Here is an 18,052-nt window from a genome sequence, read left to right as displayed (position 1 = left end):
GGAGCTGAAGGTAGGAGATGCGGAGCGCCACCGAGGTTTTGGTGCTCCGGGTGGTGTGTGGAGCCCCGGGTGGTGCGTGCGGTTGCGGGTGCGCGGTGACGCAGTCCGCCTCGGCGAGGTGGGATAGGGGAGAGCACGGAATCGCAGCCGTCATGCTTAGCGTTATAAACCACCTTTCCACGGGTGGTGTGTGGAGCTGCGGGTAGGAGATGCGGAGCGCCACCGAGGTTGTGGTGCTCCGGGTGGTTTGTGGAGCCCCGGGTAGGGTGAGTTGCTCCGGACATTCGCCGAGGTGGGGGTGCTCCGCGTGCTTAACGCAGGGTGCGTTGTGCGCGGCCTCGCCGGCCCAGATAAGCGCGGAATGTGTGACGGGGCGAACATCCTGCCGGGTGGGATGGGTGGAGACAAGCGAACGCGCTAAAATGTTCCGAGTGGAAACACCCGCACCAAAGCGGTCGACCGATCGTCGATCGCCGTCCAACCCGAGAAGCGAGGCCGCATGACATTCCTTGAGTCGATCGAGAGCCCTGCGGACCTGCGCGGACTCGACTCGGCCGAGTGCGAGGTCCTTGCGAAGGAGATCCGTGACTTCCTCGTCACGACGGTCGCGGGCACGGGCGGCCACCTGGGCCCCAACCTCGGCGTGGTCGAGATGACGATGGGACTGCACCGGGTCTTCGACTCCCCGCACGACACGATCCTCTTCGACGTCGGCCACCAGACCTACGTCCACAAACTCCTCACCGGGCGGATGAGCGAATTCTCCAGCCTGCGTCAGCGCCACGGCCTCTCCGGCTACCCCAGCCGGGCCGAGAGCGAACACGACGTCATCGAGAACTCGCACGCCTCGGCGTCGCTGTCCTGGGCCGACGGCATCGCGAAGGCCCACCAGCTCAAGGGGGAGAGCGACCGCCACGTCGTCGCCGTCATCGGCGACGGAGCCCTGACCGGCGGCATGGCGTGGGAGGCGCTCAACACGATCGCCGCGGACACCTCGACCCCGCCGCGCAAACTCATCATCGTCGTCAACGACAACGGCCGTTCCTACGCGCCCACCGTCGGCGGATTCGCCGCCCACCTCGACGAGCTGCGGACGATGTCGAGCTACGAGAAGCTCCTGTCCTGGGGCAAGTCGACCCTGCAGCAGTCCGGTGCCCCCGGCCGCGCCGCCTACTCCGCGATCCACGGAGTGAAGAAGGGGCTGAAAGACATGGTCAGCGCCGAGCAGACAGGGATGTTCGACGAACTCGGCATCAAATACTTAGGCCCCGTCGACGGCCACGACCTCACCAGCGTCGAGAAGGCGCTCACCCTGGCCAAGCAGTACGAGGGTGGCCCCGTCATCGTCCACATGATCACGCAGAAGGGCCAGGGCTACGACCCGGCCGTCAACGACGATGCCGACCAGTTCCACTCCGTCGGCGTCATCGACCCCGTCACCGGCCGCTCGACCCCGTCGAAGCAGACCTCGTGGACCTCGGTCTTCGGCGACGAAGTCCTCGAGATCGCCCGCGACCGCGACGACGTCGTCGCCGTCACCGCGGCCATGCTCCTGCCCGTGGGGCTCGCGAAGTTCGCCGAGGCCTACCCGGAGCGGGTCTTCGACGTCGGCATCGCCGAACAGCACGCCGTCGCCTCGGCCGCCGGCCTCGCCTACGGCGGACTCCACCCGATCGTGTGCATCTACGCGACCTTCCTCAACCGCGCCTTCGACCAGATCCTCATGGACGTCGCCCTCCACGGGCAGGGCGTGACCTTCGTCCTCGACCGGGCCGGCATCACCGGTCCCGACGGTGCCAGCCACCACGGCGTGTGGGACATGGCGATGCTGCGCATCGTCCCCGGCCTCCAGCTCGCCGCCCCCCGCGACGGCGCCCGCCTGACCGAAGAGCTGCGCGAAGCCGTCGCCGTCACCGACGCCCCGACCGTCATCCGCTTCCCCCGCGGCAGCGTCGGCGCCGACATCCCGGCCCTGTCCCGCACCTCCGACGGCGTCGACGTCATCCGCGAGATCCCCGCAGGGGCCGCCAAGGACATCCTCATCGTCTCCGTCGGACCCTTCGCCGCCCGTGCCCAGGAAGTCGCCGAGGTGCTCGCCGCCAAGGGTCTGTCCTCGACGATCGTCGACCCCCGGTGGGTCCTGCCGGTCCCGGACAGCGTCATCGAGTTCGCGAGCGAGCACAGCCTCGTCGCCGTCATCGAGGACGGGGTGCGCCTCGGCGGCATCGGCTCGCGGATCCGCAGCGACCTGCGGGCCGCGGACTCGCGCATCGGCGTCGTCGAACTCGGTGCGCCCGACGAATTCCTCCCGCAGGGCACCCGCGATGAGATCCTCGAGTACATCGGACTCGACGTCGACTCGATGGTCTCCGAGATCGTCAACGCCCTGCCCGCAGAGGTCCGCGGACGCGCCGAACACGGCAGCCGCCGCGCAGTCTGAGCCTCAGCGTCGTGTGAACCTCAGCGACAGTCGGCTGAACCTCAGCGACATCCGAGCAGCCTCAGGTCTCGGCGAACGCCGTCGGCCACTTCTCGGCTATCCACTCGCTCCAGTCCTCGGCAGCTCGGGCACCGAAGTCGCCGGCCGCCTCGGCGGGCCCCGGCTCATCGAGCATCTCCCGCCACTCATCGAGTTCGGCCTGCGTGACCGGCCATTCCCGCTCGGGGGACCGGCGGTGGCGCTCGGCGATCCGTTCGGCCTGCGCCTCCCGACCGATCGGGAGGTACTCCGTGCGCGCCACGGCACCGACGCGGGCGGCGAGCCAGCTCAGTGCGATCCGCTCCTGTCTCCTCCACAGCCCGAAATCGAGGATCACCGAGGCGCCGGCACGGAGGATCTCGACAGCCGTAGCGATGAGTCTGCCCTCGAGCACCGGGCGCTGACCGTCCGGGTCGGGGTCACAGAAGAGCGGGCGCATCCACTCATCGGGGGAGAGCCGGACGGCGGGCAGCGCGGCGGCGAGCTCCGCGGCCCGGGTCGACTTCCCGGCGCCGGCGAGACCGACCATGAGGACGAGTTCGGGCGGGCGGATGCCAGCTGGTCGCCGTGCTGCGGAGCCGCCCGGACAGGGCGTTCCCTCGCTGTGCGCGATCATCCGCGTGGGAGCTGATCCAAGGCCGCGCTCAGCGCCGGTGCGGTGAGCCCCACCTGCCACGGGCGGGCGCCGTGCTCGGTGAGGAACACCTCGACATCCGTACGTCCCGACGCCGCCAACGACTTGACGAGCGCCGGCTGGAGGAGCACGTCGTGGGGCATCTCCTCGGCTTCGGCCACCTCGGCGACGGACGCCTTGAGCGCGGCGGTGCGCTCCTTGATCTCCGTGTGACTGAACGGCGAGCGGGGGAGCCGGCTCGGTTCGCGCTTGGGCGGCAGCTCATCGGGGGTCAGCCGTCCCGCCCGGCGCAGGGCACGGAAGAGCCTCGCGGAATCGGCGCGGGAGAGCCTGGGCCAGCGGGCGAGGATGTCATCGCTCGACCGGGCGCGGGAGCGGGCGAGGTCGATGAGCTCCCGGTCGCGCAGCACCTTCGAGGGCGCGGTGTCGGTCTCGGCAGCCATGTCGTCGCGGGTCTGCCAGAGCTCCCTGACTTTGGCCAGATCGGCCCGGGAGGTCAGCTTCGCCAGACCGTGCGTGCGCCGCCACGGTTCGGCGTGGACCTTCGGCTGGAAGGACAGCAGATGAGCGAACTCCTGCTGGGCATACTCCCACCGTCCCGCCTCGACGAGCTCGACGGCGAGGACGTCGCGGATCGGCAGGAGCACCTCGACGTCGAGGGCGGCATAGTTGAGCCACTCCTCGGGCAGGGGCCTGGTCGACCAGTCCGCCGCCGAATGCTCCTTGGCCAGTCGCACGCCCAGGGTGCGTTCGGCGACGGCGGCGAGCCCGAACTTCTCCCACCCGAGGAGCCGCGCGGCGAGTTCGGTGTCGAACAGCGCGGCAGGCACCATGCCGCGGTCCTGCAGGCACGGGAGATCCTGGGTGACGGAATGGATGACCCACTCGTCGTCCCCGAGGGCGGCATTGAGACCGGACAGGTCGCCGAGCGCCTCGGAGTCGAGCAGCACGGTGCCCGAGCCTTCCCGGCGCAGCTGGACGAGGAAGGCGCGCTGACCGTAGCGGATGCCCGACGCACGTTCGGCATCGATCGCAATGGGCCCGGACCCCGCAGCCAGAGCCTCCCGGGCCGCGGCGAAGGCCGAGGGAGAGTCGACGACAGGGGGAACGCCGTGGGCGGGCGCGGTGAGAAGCGGTGGTTCGGTAGTCATCGACGGCGCCCGGGCAGGGCTGATACTCCTTCAGGAAGCGGTGGGAGACCTGCGACGGTGCACAGCAGGTCGATCCACGCCTCGAGGTGATCGCCGATCATCTCCGGTTCCGTGATGATCGGGGTCCACGAGGCGCGCAGCTCCAAGTCTATCGTCGCCGGCCGCGTGGCCAAGGTGCCGAAGCTCTCCGAGAGCACTCGCGTCGTCGTCCCGCCCGCGGCCAGCAGTTCGCAGTCGTTGGCTTCGAGGGCGTCTTCGAGCCACGACCAGGCGACATGGCCGAGCATCGTCTCGTTGCCGAGTTCGTGTTCGAGTTCGGCCCGGATGTAGGACACGATCCGGAACGACCCCTCCCACTCCTCGGGGGCCTCAGGGTCGAAGAGGACGACGATGCGTCCCGTCGCGAGCTCCTCGATGGATTCGCCGCTCGCGGCGATGAAGTTCTCATCGGCCGTGACCTCGGCGCCGAGGGCGTAGGAGTAGGGGGCGAGCTTCGCGGGAGCCGGGATCTCCGAGATCGAGACGTTGTTCGTGTCCCGGGCTTCGCGCAGGACCGATGTCACTGCGCTGAACTCCGCCGGAATGCGGTTGAGAGGCGAGGTGTTGACCACACTCGACACGATAGAACAGCGTGCGAGCCTGCGGAATCATCCACGCCGAGGTGGGACGAAGTCATCGTGTGACGCCGCACCGGCCGGCCCTGCGCCGGTTCGCCCGACCCTGCCCGACGGACGCAAGACGCTGCGTCTTGAAACCGCGCGCGGTTGGGCGACGAGGCACCTGGAATGGGAGGATGGGGCCATGACTTCAACCTTGCTGCCTGCCCTCCGCGGAGAGCCGATCGACCACACCCCCGTCTGGTTCATGCGGCAGGCCGGACGTTCGCTTCCCGAGTACCGGCAGCTGCGCGAAGGCACCTCGATGCTCGCCTCGTGCCGGGACCCCGAACTCGTCACCGAGATCACCCTCCAGCCGGTGCGCCGGCACGGCGTCGACGCCGCGATCTTCTTCTCCGACATCGTCGTCCCCCTCCAGGCTGCCGGGGTCGAGGTCGAGATCGTCGCCGGACGCGGCCCCGTCCTCGCCTCACCCATCCGGACCCGCGCCGACGTCGAGGCCCTGCCGGAGCTCGATCCCGCGCAGATCCCCGACATCGCCGAATCCATCGGCCGCATCGTCGCAGAGCTCGGCGAGGCCACCCCGCTCATCGGCTTCGCCGGAGCCCCTTTCACGCTCGCGAGCTACCTCATCGAAGGCGGACCGAGCAAGAACCATGAGAAGACGAAGTCGCTCATGATCGCCGACCCGGAGACCTTCGCCCTCCTCCTGTCCAAGCTCGCCCGGATCTCCGCGACCTTCATCGACGTGCAGCTGACCGCCGGCGCCCGAGCCTTCCAGCTCTTCGACTCGTGGGCGGGCTACCTCAGCCGCCGCGACTACGACGAGCACGTCCTCGAGCACTCGACCGCCGTCTTCGCGGCACTGGCCGACCACGATGTGCCGAGCATCCACTTCGGCGTCCAGACCGGGGAGCTGCTCTCCTCGATGTCACTGGCCGGGTCGAGCGCGATGGGCGTGGACTTCCGCGTCGACCTCGCCGACGCCGCAACCCGCGTGAAGCCGGACCAGGCGCTGCAGGGCAACCTCGACCCCGCGCTGCTCTTCGCCCCCTGGGAGGCACTGGCCCCGCGCATCGGAGAGATCGTGCGCGCCGGGCTCGCCCACGACCCCGGCTTCGTCTTCAACCTCGGCCACGGCGTCCTGCCCGACACCGACCCCGAGGTGCCCGGCCGCGTCGTCGCCGAGGTCCACCGCGTGTCCGCGGAGATCCTCGGGGAGGCGAACCCGAACCGATGAGCCGCATCACGATCGTCGGCGGCGGAGTCTCCGGTCTCGTCGCCGCTCACCGACTCGCGCCCGACCATGAGGTCCTCGTCCTCGAATCCGCCCCCCGCCTCGGCGGGTGCCTGGAATCCTCGACGCTGGGAGGAACCGTGACCGAGGGCATCGACCTCGGCGCCGAGGCGAGCCTCTTCCGCCGTCCCGAGACGCGGGAGCTCGTCGCCGCTCTCGGACTCGACCCGGTCTTCCCGTCCCGGGAGCACAGCTCGCAGGTGCTCAGCCACGGTCGACTCCAGCCGATCCCACGGGCCACGATCATGGGTGTGCCCGGCGACCCCGAGACCGTCGCCGAACTCCTCGGCCCCGAGGCCACCGCCCGGGTCGCCGCCGAACAGCTCACCGCACCGATCCCCGGTGAGGACACCTCGGTGGGGGAGTTCCTCGCGGACCGCCTCGGCGACGCCCTCGTCGACACGCTCGTCGACCCGCTGCTCGCCGGTGTCTATGCCGGCCGCTGCCGCGACCTCTCCCTCGCAGCGACCGTCCCCGCCCTGCTGCCCGCGGCCCTCGACGGCACCTCCGTGCTCGACCGGGCGGCAACCCTGCTCGCCGCGCGCGCCGAGGCAGCGCGGACCGAGGGATCCCGCACTGAGTCCGCGCACCCCGAACCCGAACCGGTCTTCCTCAGCCTCGTCGGCGGCATCGGGGCTCTCATCCCCGCCCTCGCCGAGGCGATCACCGCAGCCGGCGGTCGGATCCGCACGGACACCCCGGTCACCGGGCTGCGCCGGTCCGGTGACGGCTGGAGCGTCGAGACCCCGGAGGGTCCGATCGAGTCCGACATCGTCATCCTCGCCACCCCCGCCGACGTCACGGCAGGTCTCCTCGCCGAGGCGGCGCCCGGCCCCGCCCGGACGCTGGGTCAGGTGCCCTACGCCTCGACCGCGCTCGTCGTCGCCCTCGTCGAACTCGGAGACGGTGACCTCGAGGGCTCGGGGTTCCTCGTTCCGCCCACCGAGGAGTCCTTCATCAAGGCGTCGACGTTCGCCTCGAACAAGTGGCCGTGGATGCGCGATCGACTTCCCGCGAACACCGCGCTCGTGCGGATGAGCATCGGACGGTTCGGGGATGCCCCGGGCACCTGGCAGGACCTCGATGACGCCGATCTCACCGCCCGGGCGTTCGCCGACTGGCAGCGCATCACCGGACGCCCCGGCGACCGGATCGCGGTCTCCGAGGTCAAACGCTGGGACCGCGCGCTGCCGCAGTACGTGCCCGGCCACCTCGGCGCGATGGACGACCTCGATGCGCAGATCGCTGGGATCCCCGGCCTCGAACTCGTCGGATCCGCCTACGCCGGTGTCGGCATCCCCGCCTGCATCGCCCGCGCGCACACCGTCGCCGAGCGCCTGACGCTCGCCCGGACCGCCTGAGCACCACCGAGCCCGGCCTGATTAACCGCAGAGAAGACACACGACACGAAGGAGACGCCATGAGCGACTACACGCAGCCCACCGAAGAGCAGATCGAACGCGCCAACCAGGAGACCCGCTACATCGCGTACTCGGTCTTCGCTGCGGCCGCCGAACTCGGCGACGCCGACCGGGCCGAACTCGCCGCCGAGGTCGACGAGGCGCTCGCGCCCCTGCGTGAGCAGGGACTCGTCGTCCGCGGCATCTACGACGTCTCCGCCCTGCGCGCCGACGCCGACGTGATGTTCTGGTACCACGCGCCGACGATCGAACTCGTCCAGGCCGCGTACTCCGCACTCCGGAAGACCCTGCTCGGGGGAGTCCTCGAACCCGTGTGGTCGGTCGTCGGACTCCACCGTCCCGCCGAATTCAACAAGGCCCACCTGCCCGCCCTGCTCACCGACGACGAACCCGGTTCCTACATCTGCGTGTACCCGTTCGTCCGCTCCTACGACTGGTACGTCCTCGACCCGGCGGAGCGGTCGCAGATGCTGCGTGACCACGGCATCGCCGCGGCGCCGTACAAGGACATCAAGGCCAACACGATCTCGGCGTTCGCACTCGGCGACTACGAGTGGCTGCTCGCGTTCGAGGCCGAGGAGCTCCACCGCATCGTCGACCTCATGCGCGACCTGCGCAACACGCAGGCCCGCCTCCACGTGCGCGAGGAGATCCCGTTCTACACGGGACGGCGCCGCGAGCTCGTCGACATCATCACCGACTGGCGCTGAGGGTTCGCGCCGGCGGAGACGCCGAAGGGGGCCGAAGCCATCATGGCTTCGGCCCCCTTCTTCGCTGATCCGCGTCGCACTCAGCTCAGGCGCGGCTCAAGCGCTCACCCTGGGTGCTGCTCAAGCGCTCACTCGGTCTGCGCTGTGCGCTTGACGACGTAGGAATGGCCGGCGGCGTCCGTGCGGACTTCGAGGCCGAGGGCCTCGAGTCGTTCGGCGCTGCGGTCGGCGTCTTCGAAGTAGCCGCCGGGACGGGTGCTGTCGACCTGGGCGGGTCCGACGATCTTGCGGAAGAATCGATTGAGCCACGCGACGTGGCGCTGGGGATCGTGTTCCTCGGTCATGGGGCTGTCCTCCTCGGGCTCTCCGACCGGGTGGATCCCGGTGTGCACGGACGCTCCGACAGTTCAATAGTACACTGAATATTAGTGCACTAACTAATTGGGGGAATGACACGATGACCGACCATGATCCACTCGATCTGGAGAGCCAGATCTGCTTCGCCCTCGCGGTGGCCTCGCGCAGCGTCATCGGCGCGTACCGTTCGGTGCTCGACCCGCTGCACCTCACCCATCCGCAGTACCTCGTCATGCTCGCCCTCTGGCAGCACGGTCGCCTGCCTGTGCGCAGGATCGCGGAGATGCTGCGCCTCGAACCGGCCACGGTCTCGCCGCTGGTCAAGCGCTTGGAGGCGCTCGACTACGTCACCCGCACGCGCAGCGCCGCCGATGAGCGCATCGTCGAGGTCGACCTCACTGCGACCGGGGCCGCGCTGCGCGCGCAGGCCGAAGCGATCCCGCCGGCGATGATGAAGAAGCTCGACATGGACGAGGCCGGCCTGCGCGCGCTCCATGCGACGATGACCGACCTCATCGCCGCCGTCGACGCCTCGAACGCCGCCGAAGCTGCAGCGGCGGAGAAGGCCTGAGCCTTCCCGCTCAGTGGGCCGACCCGTTCAGCGGGCCGACCGGCTCAGTGCGGCGCTTCGCTCAGCGAACCTCGGCGACGATGGGCCGTGACATCGGCGTGTGCTCGATCCCGTCCTCGTCGAAGCGCGGACCGTTCGGCGAGAACCCGAACCCCGCATAGAAGCCCTCGAGGTGAGACTGCGCGTTGAGGGTGAGCGGCTCACCGGGGAAGGCGGCTACGAGGTCGGTCAGCAGTCGCCTGCCCCAGCCGCCCCCGCGCAGGTCCGGATCGGTCACGACCCGACCGATGCTGCGGGCTCCGGGTTCCGCCGCCGGTCCGTCGGTGAAGTCGGCGGGCAGCACCCGCGCGTACGCGGCGGGCATGAGACTGCGACCGCCCTGTTCACCGTGCGTGTCCGCCATGATCCTTCCCTCACCAGGATAGAACGCATGGAGTGTGCCCTCGAGGGTGTCGACGCCGTCGAGGTCGAGGAAGACGCAGTCCTGTTCGACGACGAAGACCTGCGAGCGCAGCTGGAGGAGGCCGTAGAGCTCCCTCGTCGTCAGTTCCGAGAAGCGCTTGAGGACGAGATCGGACACTCAGCCCTCCTCATTGAGCCGCAGCGAGATCGAGTTGATGCAGTAGCGCTGATCGGTCGGCGTGTCGTAGCCCTCACCGGAGAAAACGTGGCCGAGGTGAGAGTCGCAGTTCGCGCACCGGACCTCGATGCGGTCCATGCCCAGGGAGGAGTCCTTGATGTAGCGCACCCGATCCTCGGCGAGAGGGGCGTAGAACGACGGCCACCCGCAGTGGGAGGCGAACTTCGTGTCCGAGGGGAAGAGGTCGGCGCCGCACGCCCGACACTGGTACATCCCCGCCGTCGTCGTATCGACGTATTCGCCGGTGAACGGCCTCTCCGTGCCGCCCTGGCGGAGCACGGCGAACTCCTCGGGGCTGAGCACGTCCTGCCAGCGGACCTCCTCGCCGTCAGCGGTGCGGGCATTCGATTCGCTCATGGTGACCTCCGATGTCGTGTGGGTGGGTGTCGGGGACCGACGACGGTGCGGACCATCGTCCCGGTCGGACGCCTCGGCGGACCCCTCCATGAGCTCAACAGCGTTTGGAGAGATCTCATTCCGTGGGAGACAATGATGCCAGGAGGTTTACATGGTCCGCGACTCTCAGTTCCCCACTCGTCTGCTGCTCGCCGCGGTCGGCGTCGGCGCCGGCATCGGGGCCGTGATCTCAGTGGCTTCCTCGGGACTCGCCGCGTACTTCGCACGGCGCATCGTCGTTCCCGAGAACGCGCCCGAAGAGCTCGACATCCTCCACATCGACGGCTTCTCGCCCAATATGCGCATCCACCTGCCCGCCGATGAGGAGACGACGGTCCCCGGCACCTACGGTCTCTACTTCAACCAGGGCGCCGGACACGCGGTGATCGGCGACATCGTCGAATACGATCCGCGCTCGCGCACCGTCTCCCGTGAGATCCTCTCCGTCACCCGCGGCGACATCCGCCGCGCCCGCCGCGGCCGGTGGACCGGCGTCGTCTACCCCGATCCGCTCGCCGCCGGAGTGAAGTTCGAGGACATCACCCTGGAATCGGATGCCGGCTCCCTACCCGCCTGGCTGCTGCCGACCGATCACCCCGACCCCTCGGACACGTGGGCGATCCTCATCCACGGCCGGGCGAGCACCCGCGCCGAAGGGCTTCGGGCCGCCCCCGTACTCAACACGCTCGGCGTCCCCGCCATCGCGATGTCGTATCGTAACGACGCCGAGGTGAGGGTCGAGTCGTCCTCGCGCTACGGCCTCGGCGACACCGAATGGATCGACGTCGACGTCGCGATCGACTACGCGTTCGAGCACGGGGCGAAGCAGGTCGTCCTCTTCGGCTGGTCGATGGGCGGGGCGATCGCCTTCCAGGCCGCCTCCCGGGGGCGCAACCGCGAGCACGTCGCCGCCCTCGTCCTCGACGGTCCCGTCGTCGACTGGATCAACGTCCTCGACGGTCAGGCCCGGAAGAACATGCTCCCGACCCCCGTCGCGAAGCTCACGCTCGAGATGATCACTCAGCCGTGGGCGCGTCCGATCACCGGGCTCGAGACCCCGCTCGATCTCAGCCGCATGGACTGGGTGACCAGGGCCGCGGAGCTCGATGTGCCCGTCCTGCTCATCCACTCCGACGACGACGAGTTCGTTCCCTCCTCGCCCTCGCATGCGCTCGCCTCGGTCCGCCGCGACCTTGTGACGATGCCGCCGTACGCGAAGGCCAGGCACACGAAGGAATGGAACATCGACCCGGTGCGCTGGGAGGACGATGTCGCGAACTTCCTCGAGACGAAGGTCCTCCCGCACGACTGAGCCCGCCCGCACCTCGGCGAGCCCTGTCACCGTGATGACCGCTGGCACCTCGGCGCGGGCACCGCGATGACCGCAGGCATCAGGACGCGGTCATCGCACACTGCGCGACGCCGCTCTAGGGCGTGAGGACGAGGGTGTCGACGGTGCTCCGGGCCACGGCATCCGGTGAGTACGCCCACGGCCGCGTCCGGTTCGCCGCCCAGTCCTCGGTCTGATCCGCATAGTGCGGGCTGAACGCGTGTCCCGACGCCCCCGTGAGGTTGATCCAGCGGGAGTCGTCGAAGTCACCGAGGTCGACGATCTGGCGCATCGAGGGTACCCAGTCCGTCGCGAAGCCCACCGAGGCGTCCCAGCCGGTGGCGTTGACGACGCCGGAGCCGCCGGAGACCTCGTAGGGCCCGCGGTTGAAGAGCTTCTCGACGGCCGAGATCCCGGATTCGCCGAGGCTGGCGTTGCGGATCGTCAGTTCGTGCAGGGTGCCCCACCGCCAGGTCACCGGTTCCGGCCCGAGCAGGTCCTGGGTCCGGTTCCACGCCGAGCCCAGCGCCCGAGCGAGCGCCTCGTCGCGGTTCTCAACCTCGCCTTCCTTCCACCACGGCGAGTCTGGTTCGGTGAGCAGGTTGTCGACGACGCGGTACCAATGGCTGCCTCCCGACGGCGCCACGCCTTTGGGCAGCTTGGGGCGGAAGACCTCGTCGAGGATCGTCGAGACGACGACGTTGAAATAGGCGGCTTGAGCGCTGTCGGCCGAATCCCGTCCGTCCCACCCGCGCAGCAGCTCCTGCCCGGCCGCGATGTCCTCATCACCACCGGCGTCGACGGCGAGCAGGCGGGGCAGGAGCGTGTCGGCCATGGGGTTGAGGTCATCACCTTGGATCCGGGCGAAGTCCTGCGCGGTCACGGGACCGGCATCGATCGCCTCGGTGAGGAGGTCGGTGATCCGCTTCGCACGATCGCCGTCGTCGAAGTCATCGCCCAACCGCACGGACTGTCCGGGACGGGTGACGGGATTGTTCGCGGTGACGATCCACCCGCGTTCGGGGTTGAGCAGGGAGGGCAGTTCGTCGTAGCCGATCCACCCCTGCCAGTCCTGGGCCGACTCCCAGCCCTGCCGGGGCATCATGCCGTCGGCGGTGCCGCGGCGGGGGATCCTCCCCGGTGCCTGATAGCCGATGTTGCCGGACGTGTCGGCGTAGACGAGGTTCTGGCTGGGAACGTCGAAGAGCTCGGCGGCGGCGCGGAACTCCGTCCAGTTCGTCGCCTTGTTCAGTGCGAAGATCGCCGTCGCCGTGCGTCCGGGCTTGAGCGCCGTCCATTCGAGGGCCAGCCGGTAGCGCAGCCCGGCCATGCCCTCACCGGCTGTGGCCGAGTCCTCTCCGGTCGTCGTGTCGAGGACCCGGCGGTATGTGCTGTCGAGGTCGGAGATGATCGGCCCGTGCTTCGTCTCCCACACCGTGATCGTCCGCGGCTTCTCCTTCGCGATCCTGATCGTCTCCTGCCGTGTCCGCACGCGTTCGTTGTCTGCGTCGGAGAGCACCTCGGCGTCGTCGATCCTCTCCACGACGAGGTCGGTGACGTCGGGGCCGAGGTTCGTCATCCCCCACGCGATGTTCTGGTTGTGCCCGATGACGACGCCGGGCAGGCCGGAGAAGGAGAACCCGGAGACGTCGAACGGGCATTCGGGGCCCACCGTCCGGCACCGCAGCCCCACCTGATACCAGACCGAGGGCATGGCCGGGGAGAGGTGCGGGTCGTTGGCGAGCAGGGGTTTGCCCGTGGCCGTGTGCTGCCCGGAGACCACCCACGAGTTCGACCCGAGGTCGTGACTGCTCCTCCCGAGCAGGGCCGGAAGGCTGCGGAGCTGATCGTCGAGTTCCCCGAGGTCGGACGGCAGCGACCCGAAGGCCGGGCTGTCTGTGCCCGGCCCGGGAGGGGCGCCGCCGGCGGGTGCCGTCTCGGAGGGGGCCGCCTCGGTGGGGGCCGACACAGTGCCTCCGGCGTTCGCCTCGCCGTCCGTCCCGTCGCCGGCGTTGCTGTCATTCGCCGAGGCGGCTCCCGGCCCGGGCGGCGACGCCGGGGTCGGACCGGCCGGCTCGGCCGAGTCCGGCACTGTGCCGTCGATGATCGTCGGGCGTTCGTCGTAGGGGTAGTCGGGGTAGATGTCGGCCATCTGCTGCGCATCGAGCGTCGAAGCCGAGATCGCCCGGTCGATCTCATCTTCGAGGTTCGACCGCAGATCCCAGGCCATCGCCTTGAGCCAGGCGACGCTGTCGGCGGGCGTCCACTTCTCGATCGTCACCGGCCCCGCCTGGAGGCCGACGATGCCGTACTCAAGGGACACCTCGGTGGGGGAGCGGTCGGCGAGGTAGGCGTTGACCCCGTCGGCGTAGGCCTGGTAATAGCTCAGCGTCGTCGCATCGAGGCGGGAGACCTCCTCCTCGGCGACCTTCCGCCAGCCGAGGGTGCGGATGAAGGAGTCGGTGCGGAACTGGGAGGCGCCGAAGAGCTCGGAGAGGCGGCCTGCGGTGACGTGGCGGCGGAAGTCCATCTCCCAGAACCGGTCCTGGGCGTGGACGAAGCCCTGGGCGAGGAAGAGGTCGCGGGCGGTGTCGGCCTCGATGCGGGGGATGCCGCTGGCGTCGCGGGTGACCGTGACCCGAGAGTCGAGTCCGGGGATGCTGATCTCCCCGTCGGTGACGGGGAAGGAACGGCGGACTGCGCCGATGCCGAGGAGCACCGCGATGAGGAGGAGGACGACGACCCCGGCGGCGACGCGGAGCACGATCCTGCCGCTGACGTGGAGGTAGGTTCCGCTGGGCGGGCGCATGGCCGATTCCAGGGGGCTCTGCGCATCCGGATCCGCGGCAGCCATGAGTCTCCTTCGACGTCGTCACCTCAGAGTATAGGCGCTCCGCCCCTGCCGCGGTCGGCCTTCCTCGCGGCGGGTTCGGGTGCCGGGGTCCCGGTCACCGGGGGCTTCGGCGGGTAGACGAACGTGACGAGGACGACGGAGATCATCATGAGCAGGAACCAGGCGACGAGCTTCGTCAGCGGCACGAGCTCCCAGCCGCCTGCCTGCGACGGGTAGAGCCAGGCGCCGGCGGCCGTGCCGATGTTCTCCGCGAGCCAGATGAAGAATGCGACGAGGAGGAAGGCGAGGAGTACCGGCATGCGCAGGGTGCGGGTGTGGACGCGGAAGTGCATCATGCAGCGGGCGTAGACGACGACGGTGGCGGCGACGAGGACGAGACGGATGTCGGGCAGCCAGTGGTGGGAGAAGAAGTTGACGTAGATCGCTGCGGCGATGACCGCGGTGATCCACCTCGGCGGGTAATGGCTGAACCGGAGGTCGAAGAGCCGGTGCACGCGGACGAGGTAGGACCCGACGGCGGCGTACATGAACCCGGTGAAGAGGGGGACTGCGCCGATGTGGAGGACGCCGCCGGGGGCGTAGTTCCACGATCCGACCGAGGTCTTGAAGATCTCCATCCCCGTGCCGACGAGGTGGAAGAGGATGATGACGAGGAACTCCCGGCCGGTCTCGAGGCGGAAGACGAGCATGCCCGCCTGGATGAGGACGGCGATGATGACGAGCAGATCGTTGCGGTCGAGTGCGGCACCGTCGGGATACCACCAGGAGGTCGCGATGATGGCGGCGAGCATGAGTGCGCCGAAGAGACACGCCCAGGCCTGTTTGATGCCGAAGACGAGGAACTCGCGCACCCCGGCGGGCACCCGGGTCAGCCAGCGGTTGGCGAAGCGGTCGAGGAGCATCTCCGAGCGCGTGAGTTCGGGCCGCGAGCCGGTGCGGTCGGTCGTCATGGGAGTCCTTCGGCAGGTCGGTCCGGGACCTCAAGACTACCGGCATCGTCCCAGGCCACCGAGGTGCCCCTTCGGTGCGCCCACACCGTGATCGTCTTCACAAGGGACTCTCAGCCGCGTATCATCGCAGGCGTCACCGAGAGGAAGCATCATGCGCACTTCAGCCCTGTCCCTGACCGTCTCCGCCGTCACCGCACTCGTCCTCACCGCCTCGGTGGGCACCTCGGCGCTCGCCGCCGAACTCGGCAGCCCCGACGATCCGACCACCCCCGCGAGCCCGAGCGATTCCGCGCCGGACCCGGCTGCGACCTCGGCGCCGGATACGAGCACCGGTCCGTCCGCACCCGCGCAGCAGGCCGGCGGGACCGCACTGAAGACGCAGTCCGCCCAGCCGGGCGACGTCACGAGCATCGACCTCGAGTCCGACGAGGTGACCATCCTCGGCGCGCGATGGTCGGGGGAGGACCCGCAGCTCGAGTTCCGCTCCCAGCAGTCGGGTGCGTGGTCGGACTGGCAGGAGCTCGGCGTCGAGGACGAAGGCGGACCCGATGAGGATTCCGCCGAGGCGAAGCAGGCGACCGCGAGCCCCGCCGAGACCGAAGCCGTGCCCGTCCTCGACTCCACCAAGCTCGAAGTCCGCTCGACCGACGGGTCGGCCGCGACCAAGGACCTGAAGATCACCACGGTCTCGACCCCGGTGACCGCCGCGGACAAGGCGATCACCCCGCCGCCGGCCCCGGATCCTGCCGACGGTCTCTCCCCGCAGATCTACGATCAGGAGCTCAAGGCGAACATCGTCACCCGCAAGGAGTGGGGTGCCGATGAGAGCCTCGTGCGCTGCCGGTCCGACCAGACCTCGAGTGCGAAGGGCGTCTTCCTCCACCACACCGCCGGGTCGAACTCGTACACGCAGGCGCAGGCGCCGGGCATCATCCGCGGCTACCTCACCTATCACACGCAGTCCCGCGGGTGGTGCGACATCGGCTACAACTTCCTCGTCGACCGCTTCGGCACGATCTACGAAGGCCGGGCGGGCAGCATCGACAAAGCCATCACCGGTGCCCACGCCTCGGGCTTCAACTCGTACACGATCGGGGTGGCCGTGCTCGGCACCTACAACAGCTCCGCCCCGAGCTCCGCGGCACAGCGGGCCGTCGAACGCGTCGTCGCCTGGAAGGCGAACATGTTCGCCTTCTCGCCCACCGGGTCGATGACGCTGACCTCCGGCGGGGGAGGCACCTCGAAGTACCCCGAGGGTCGGAAGGTCACACTCAAGACGGTCTCGGGCCACCGGGACACCAGCTATACGGACTGTCCGGGCACGGCGTTCTACAACCGCCTCGGCGCGATCCGCACCGCCGCGGGCCAGCTCCAGTCCTGGCTGGGCTATGTGACGAAGGGGGCGATCGGGGCCTACTACCGTGAGCATCGGGCGCAGACCGGCGAACCCACCGGCGTCGAACGACCGTTGACGAACCCGGACGGGGCCTACCAGCACTTCGCGAAGGGCACCGTCTACTGGTCGCAGGCCACAGGTGCCCACCTCAACAAGGGCGGGATCAGAACCGCCTATGGTGCTCTCAGGTATGAGAAGGGCTTGCTCGGCTTCCCCACGAGTGATGAGGTCACCTTCAAGTACCGGACGAGCGCGGTCTACCAGAACTTCGTCAACGGGATGATCACGTACTCGTCGACGACGAAGGGCCAACCGCTGAGCGGCGGCTTCCTCACGAAGTGGAAGGCCCTCGGCTGGGAGCGCAGCAGCCTCGGCCTGCCGACGACCGGGGAGTTCTCCTCCGGCGGCAAGACCCGCCAGAACTTCGAGAAGGGGTACATGACGTTTACCTCGAGCGAAGGGGTGAGGGTCTTCGCGGGCTGAGGCGGGGAGGCTGCGCCCTAGACTGGGCGGATGCGCATCCTCCTCTTCGGCGCCTCCGGCTGGGTCGGCACGCGCCTGGCCGAGCACCTCTCGACCGACCACGAGGTCATCGGCGTCGTCCGCTCCGCACCGAGCTCTCCCGTCGCCTTCACTCCGCTCGAGGTCCCCGACTGGGTGCGCTCGCCGCACACGATCGCCGCGGCGCTGGCCGACCGGGATCTCAGCGTCGATGCGACGCTCGCGGCCGTCGGCGGCTGGTACGTCGATGGGCCGATGCTCGAGCGTGGACTCGAGTCCTTCGACACCGACTTCGACACCTACCTGCGTGCGCACTTCTCGGCGTGCACGGTCGCCGCGTCCCTCGGGGTGGGCACCCATCTGGCGCTCAACGGCGTCGCGAGCATCGAGGCCTGCGTGGGGTCAGGGGCGATCAGCGTGTTCGGGGCCGGGCAGCAGATGCTCATCCGCGTCGCCGACGCCGAATCCGAGACCGTGGACTTCCGCGAGCTGACGATCCTCGCCCCGCTGCACGGCGACGGCCGCAACGACCTCGACGGCGGGGTCGAGACGATCGGCATCGACGTCGTCGCCGAGTCAGTCGCCAGGATCCTCACTCTCGGCACCACCGAGGTCCTCACCCGGCTCACTCCGCCGAATGCTCCGCAGTCCGCTCCCTCAGCACCGGTCCAGCCCGCTCATCCGGGGTGACACCGGTCCAGCCCGCTCATCCGGCGTGACGCCGGTCCGGTCCGCTCACCCGGCGTGA

Annotated in this window: 16 protein-coding genes; 8 read left to right on the top strand and 8 right to left on the bottom strand. The window is 69.3% G+C overall.

Annotated features, from left to right (window positions below; all coding sequences use genetic code 11):
• Positions 1-499 precede the first annotated feature (499 nt).
• The gene (dxs, locus tag AAHA49_RS07355; protein ID WP_342037817.1) at positions 500-2,440 is read left to right on the top strand and encodes a 1-deoxy-D-xylulose-5-phosphate synthase; all 1,941 of its coding nucleotides are present in this window, start codon (positions 500-502) and stop codon (positions 2,438-2,440) included.
• A gap of 61 nt (positions 2,441-2,501) precedes the next feature.
• On the opposite strand, the gene AAHA49_RS07350 is transcribed toward dxs, so the two are convergent.
• Genes AAHA49_RS07350 through AAHA49_RS07340 form a run of 3 tightly spaced genes read right to left on the bottom strand, consistent with a single transcriptional unit; the run spans position 2,502 to position 4,875 of the window.
• Positions 2,502-3,095, bottom strand: a complete 594-nt coding sequence (locus AAHA49_RS07350; protein WP_342037816.1) for a P-loop nucleotide/nucleoside kinase family protein — start codon at positions 3,093-3,095, stop codon at positions 2,502-2,504.
• Positions 3,092-4,264, bottom strand: coding sequence for an HRDC domain-containing protein (locus AAHA49_RS07345; protein WP_342037815.1), 1,173 nt, complete (start codon positions 4,262-4,264; stop codon positions 3,092-3,094). Before AAHA49_RS07345 ends, AAHA49_RS07350 begins: the two co-directional genes overlap by 4 nt.
• Positions 4,261-4,875, bottom strand: coding sequence for a DUF3000 domain-containing protein (locus AAHA49_RS07340; RefSeq protein WP_342037814.1), 615 nt, complete (start codon positions 4,873-4,875; stop codon positions 4,261-4,263). The genes AAHA49_RS07345 and AAHA49_RS07340 overlap by 4 nt, the downstream gene beginning before the upstream one ends.
• A gap of 190 nt (positions 4,876-5,065) precedes the next feature.
• On the opposite strand from AAHA49_RS07340, the gene hemE reads away from it, so the two are divergent.
• The 3 genes from hemE to hemQ are packed head-to-tail and all read left to right on the top strand — an operon-like array spanning position 5,066 to position 8,309.
• A complete protein-coding gene (gene hemE / locus AAHA49_RS07335; protein ID WP_342037813.1) occupies positions 5,066-6,121 on the top strand; it encodes a uroporphyrinogen decarboxylase in 1,056 nt (351 codons plus the stop codon).
• On the top strand, positions 6,118-7,539 hold the full coding sequence (gene hemG / locus AAHA49_RS07330) for a protoporphyrinogen oxidase (protein WP_342037812.1): 1,422 nt from the start codon (positions 6,118-6,120) through the stop codon (positions 7,537-7,539). The genes hemE and hemG overlap by 4 nt, the downstream gene beginning before the upstream one ends.
• Before the next feature lie 59 nt (positions 7,540-7,598).
• Positions 7,599-8,309 carry a hydrogen peroxide-dependent heme synthase gene (gene hemQ / locus AAHA49_RS07325; RefSeq protein WP_342037811.1) on the top strand — a complete coding sequence of 237 codons (711 nt, stop codon included), beginning with the start codon at positions 7,599-7,601 and terminating at the stop codon, positions 8,307-8,309.
• Between the two features lie 128 nt (positions 8,310-8,437).
• On the opposite strand, the gene AAHA49_RS07320 is transcribed toward hemQ, so the two are convergent.
• The gene (locus AAHA49_RS07320) at positions 8,438-8,653 is read right to left on the bottom strand and encodes a hypothetical protein (protein WP_339392835.1); all 216 of its coding nucleotides are present in this window, start codon (positions 8,651-8,653) and stop codon (positions 8,438-8,440) included.
• A gap of 113 nt (positions 8,654-8,766) precedes the next feature.
• On the opposite strand from AAHA49_RS07320, the gene AAHA49_RS07315 reads away from it, so the two are divergent.
• Positions 8,767-9,237: a MarR family winged helix-turn-helix transcriptional regulator gene (locus AAHA49_RS07315; protein ID WP_342037810.1), complete on the top strand. Its 471-nt coding sequence runs from the start codon at positions 8,767-8,769 to the stop codon at positions 9,235-9,237.
• Between the two features lie 61 nt (positions 9,238-9,298).
• On the opposite strand, the gene AAHA49_RS07310 is transcribed toward AAHA49_RS07315, so the two are convergent.
• Positions 9,299-9,817: a GNAT family N-acetyltransferase gene (locus tag AAHA49_RS07310; RefSeq protein WP_342037809.1), complete on the bottom strand. Its 519-nt coding sequence runs from the start codon at positions 9,815-9,817 to the stop codon at positions 9,299-9,301.
• On the bottom strand, positions 9,818-10,234 hold the full coding sequence (gene msrB / locus AAHA49_RS07305; RefSeq protein ID WP_342037808.1) for a peptide-methionine (R)-S-oxide reductase MsrB: 417 nt from the start codon (positions 10,232-10,234) through the stop codon (positions 9,818-9,820).
• 151 nt (positions 10,235-10,385) lie between these two features.
• Between msrB and AAHA49_RS07300 the strand changes: the two genes are divergently transcribed.
• Positions 10,386-11,585, top strand: a complete 1,200-nt coding sequence (locus tag AAHA49_RS07300) for an alpha/beta hydrolase family protein (RefSeq protein ID WP_339392831.1) — start codon at positions 10,386-10,388, stop codon at positions 11,583-11,585.
• Positions 11,586-11,700: 115 nt separating this feature from the next.
• Here AAHA49_RS07300 and AAHA49_RS07295 read toward each other — a convergent pair whose 3' ends face one another.
• Together AAHA49_RS07295 and AAHA49_RS07290 are read right to left on the bottom strand one after the other, a co-directional pair.
• On the bottom strand, positions 11,701-14,457 hold the full coding sequence (locus tag AAHA49_RS07295) for a penicillin acylase family protein (RefSeq protein ID WP_342037807.1): 2,757 nt from the start codon (positions 14,455-14,457) through the stop codon (positions 11,701-11,703).
• 23 nt (positions 14,458-14,480) lie between these two features.
• Positions 14,481-15,407 (bottom strand): DUF817 domain-containing protein, encoded by a 927-nt coding sequence (locus AAHA49_RS07290; RefSeq protein ID WP_342037806.1) that lies wholly within the window; start codon positions 15,405-15,407, stop codon positions 14,481-14,483.
• 151 nt (positions 15,408-15,558) lie between these two features.
• Here AAHA49_RS07290 and AAHA49_RS07285 point away from each other — a divergent pair, with 151 nt between their 5' ends.
• Entirely contained in the window at positions 15,559-17,286 is a 1,728-nt protein-coding gene (locus AAHA49_RS07285) for an N-acetylmuramoyl-L-alanine amidase (RefSeq protein WP_342037805.1), read from the top strand.
• A gap of 30 nt (positions 17,287-17,316) precedes the next feature.
• Entirely contained in the window at positions 17,317-17,994 is a 678-nt protein-coding gene (locus AAHA49_RS07280; protein ID WP_342037804.1) for an NAD(P)-dependent oxidoreductase, read from the top strand.
• The last annotated feature ends 58 nt before the right edge of the window (positions 17,995-18,052 follow it).

It is taken from the genome of Brevibacterium ammoniilyticum (assembly GCF_038429965.1).
Classification (GTDB): Bacteria; Actinomycetota; Actinomycetes; order Actinomycetales; family Brevibacteriaceae; genus Brevibacterium; species Brevibacterium ammoniilyticum.
Note: the sequence above shows the minus strand (reverse complement) of the source record. Positions and strands in the feature narration are given on the sequence as shown.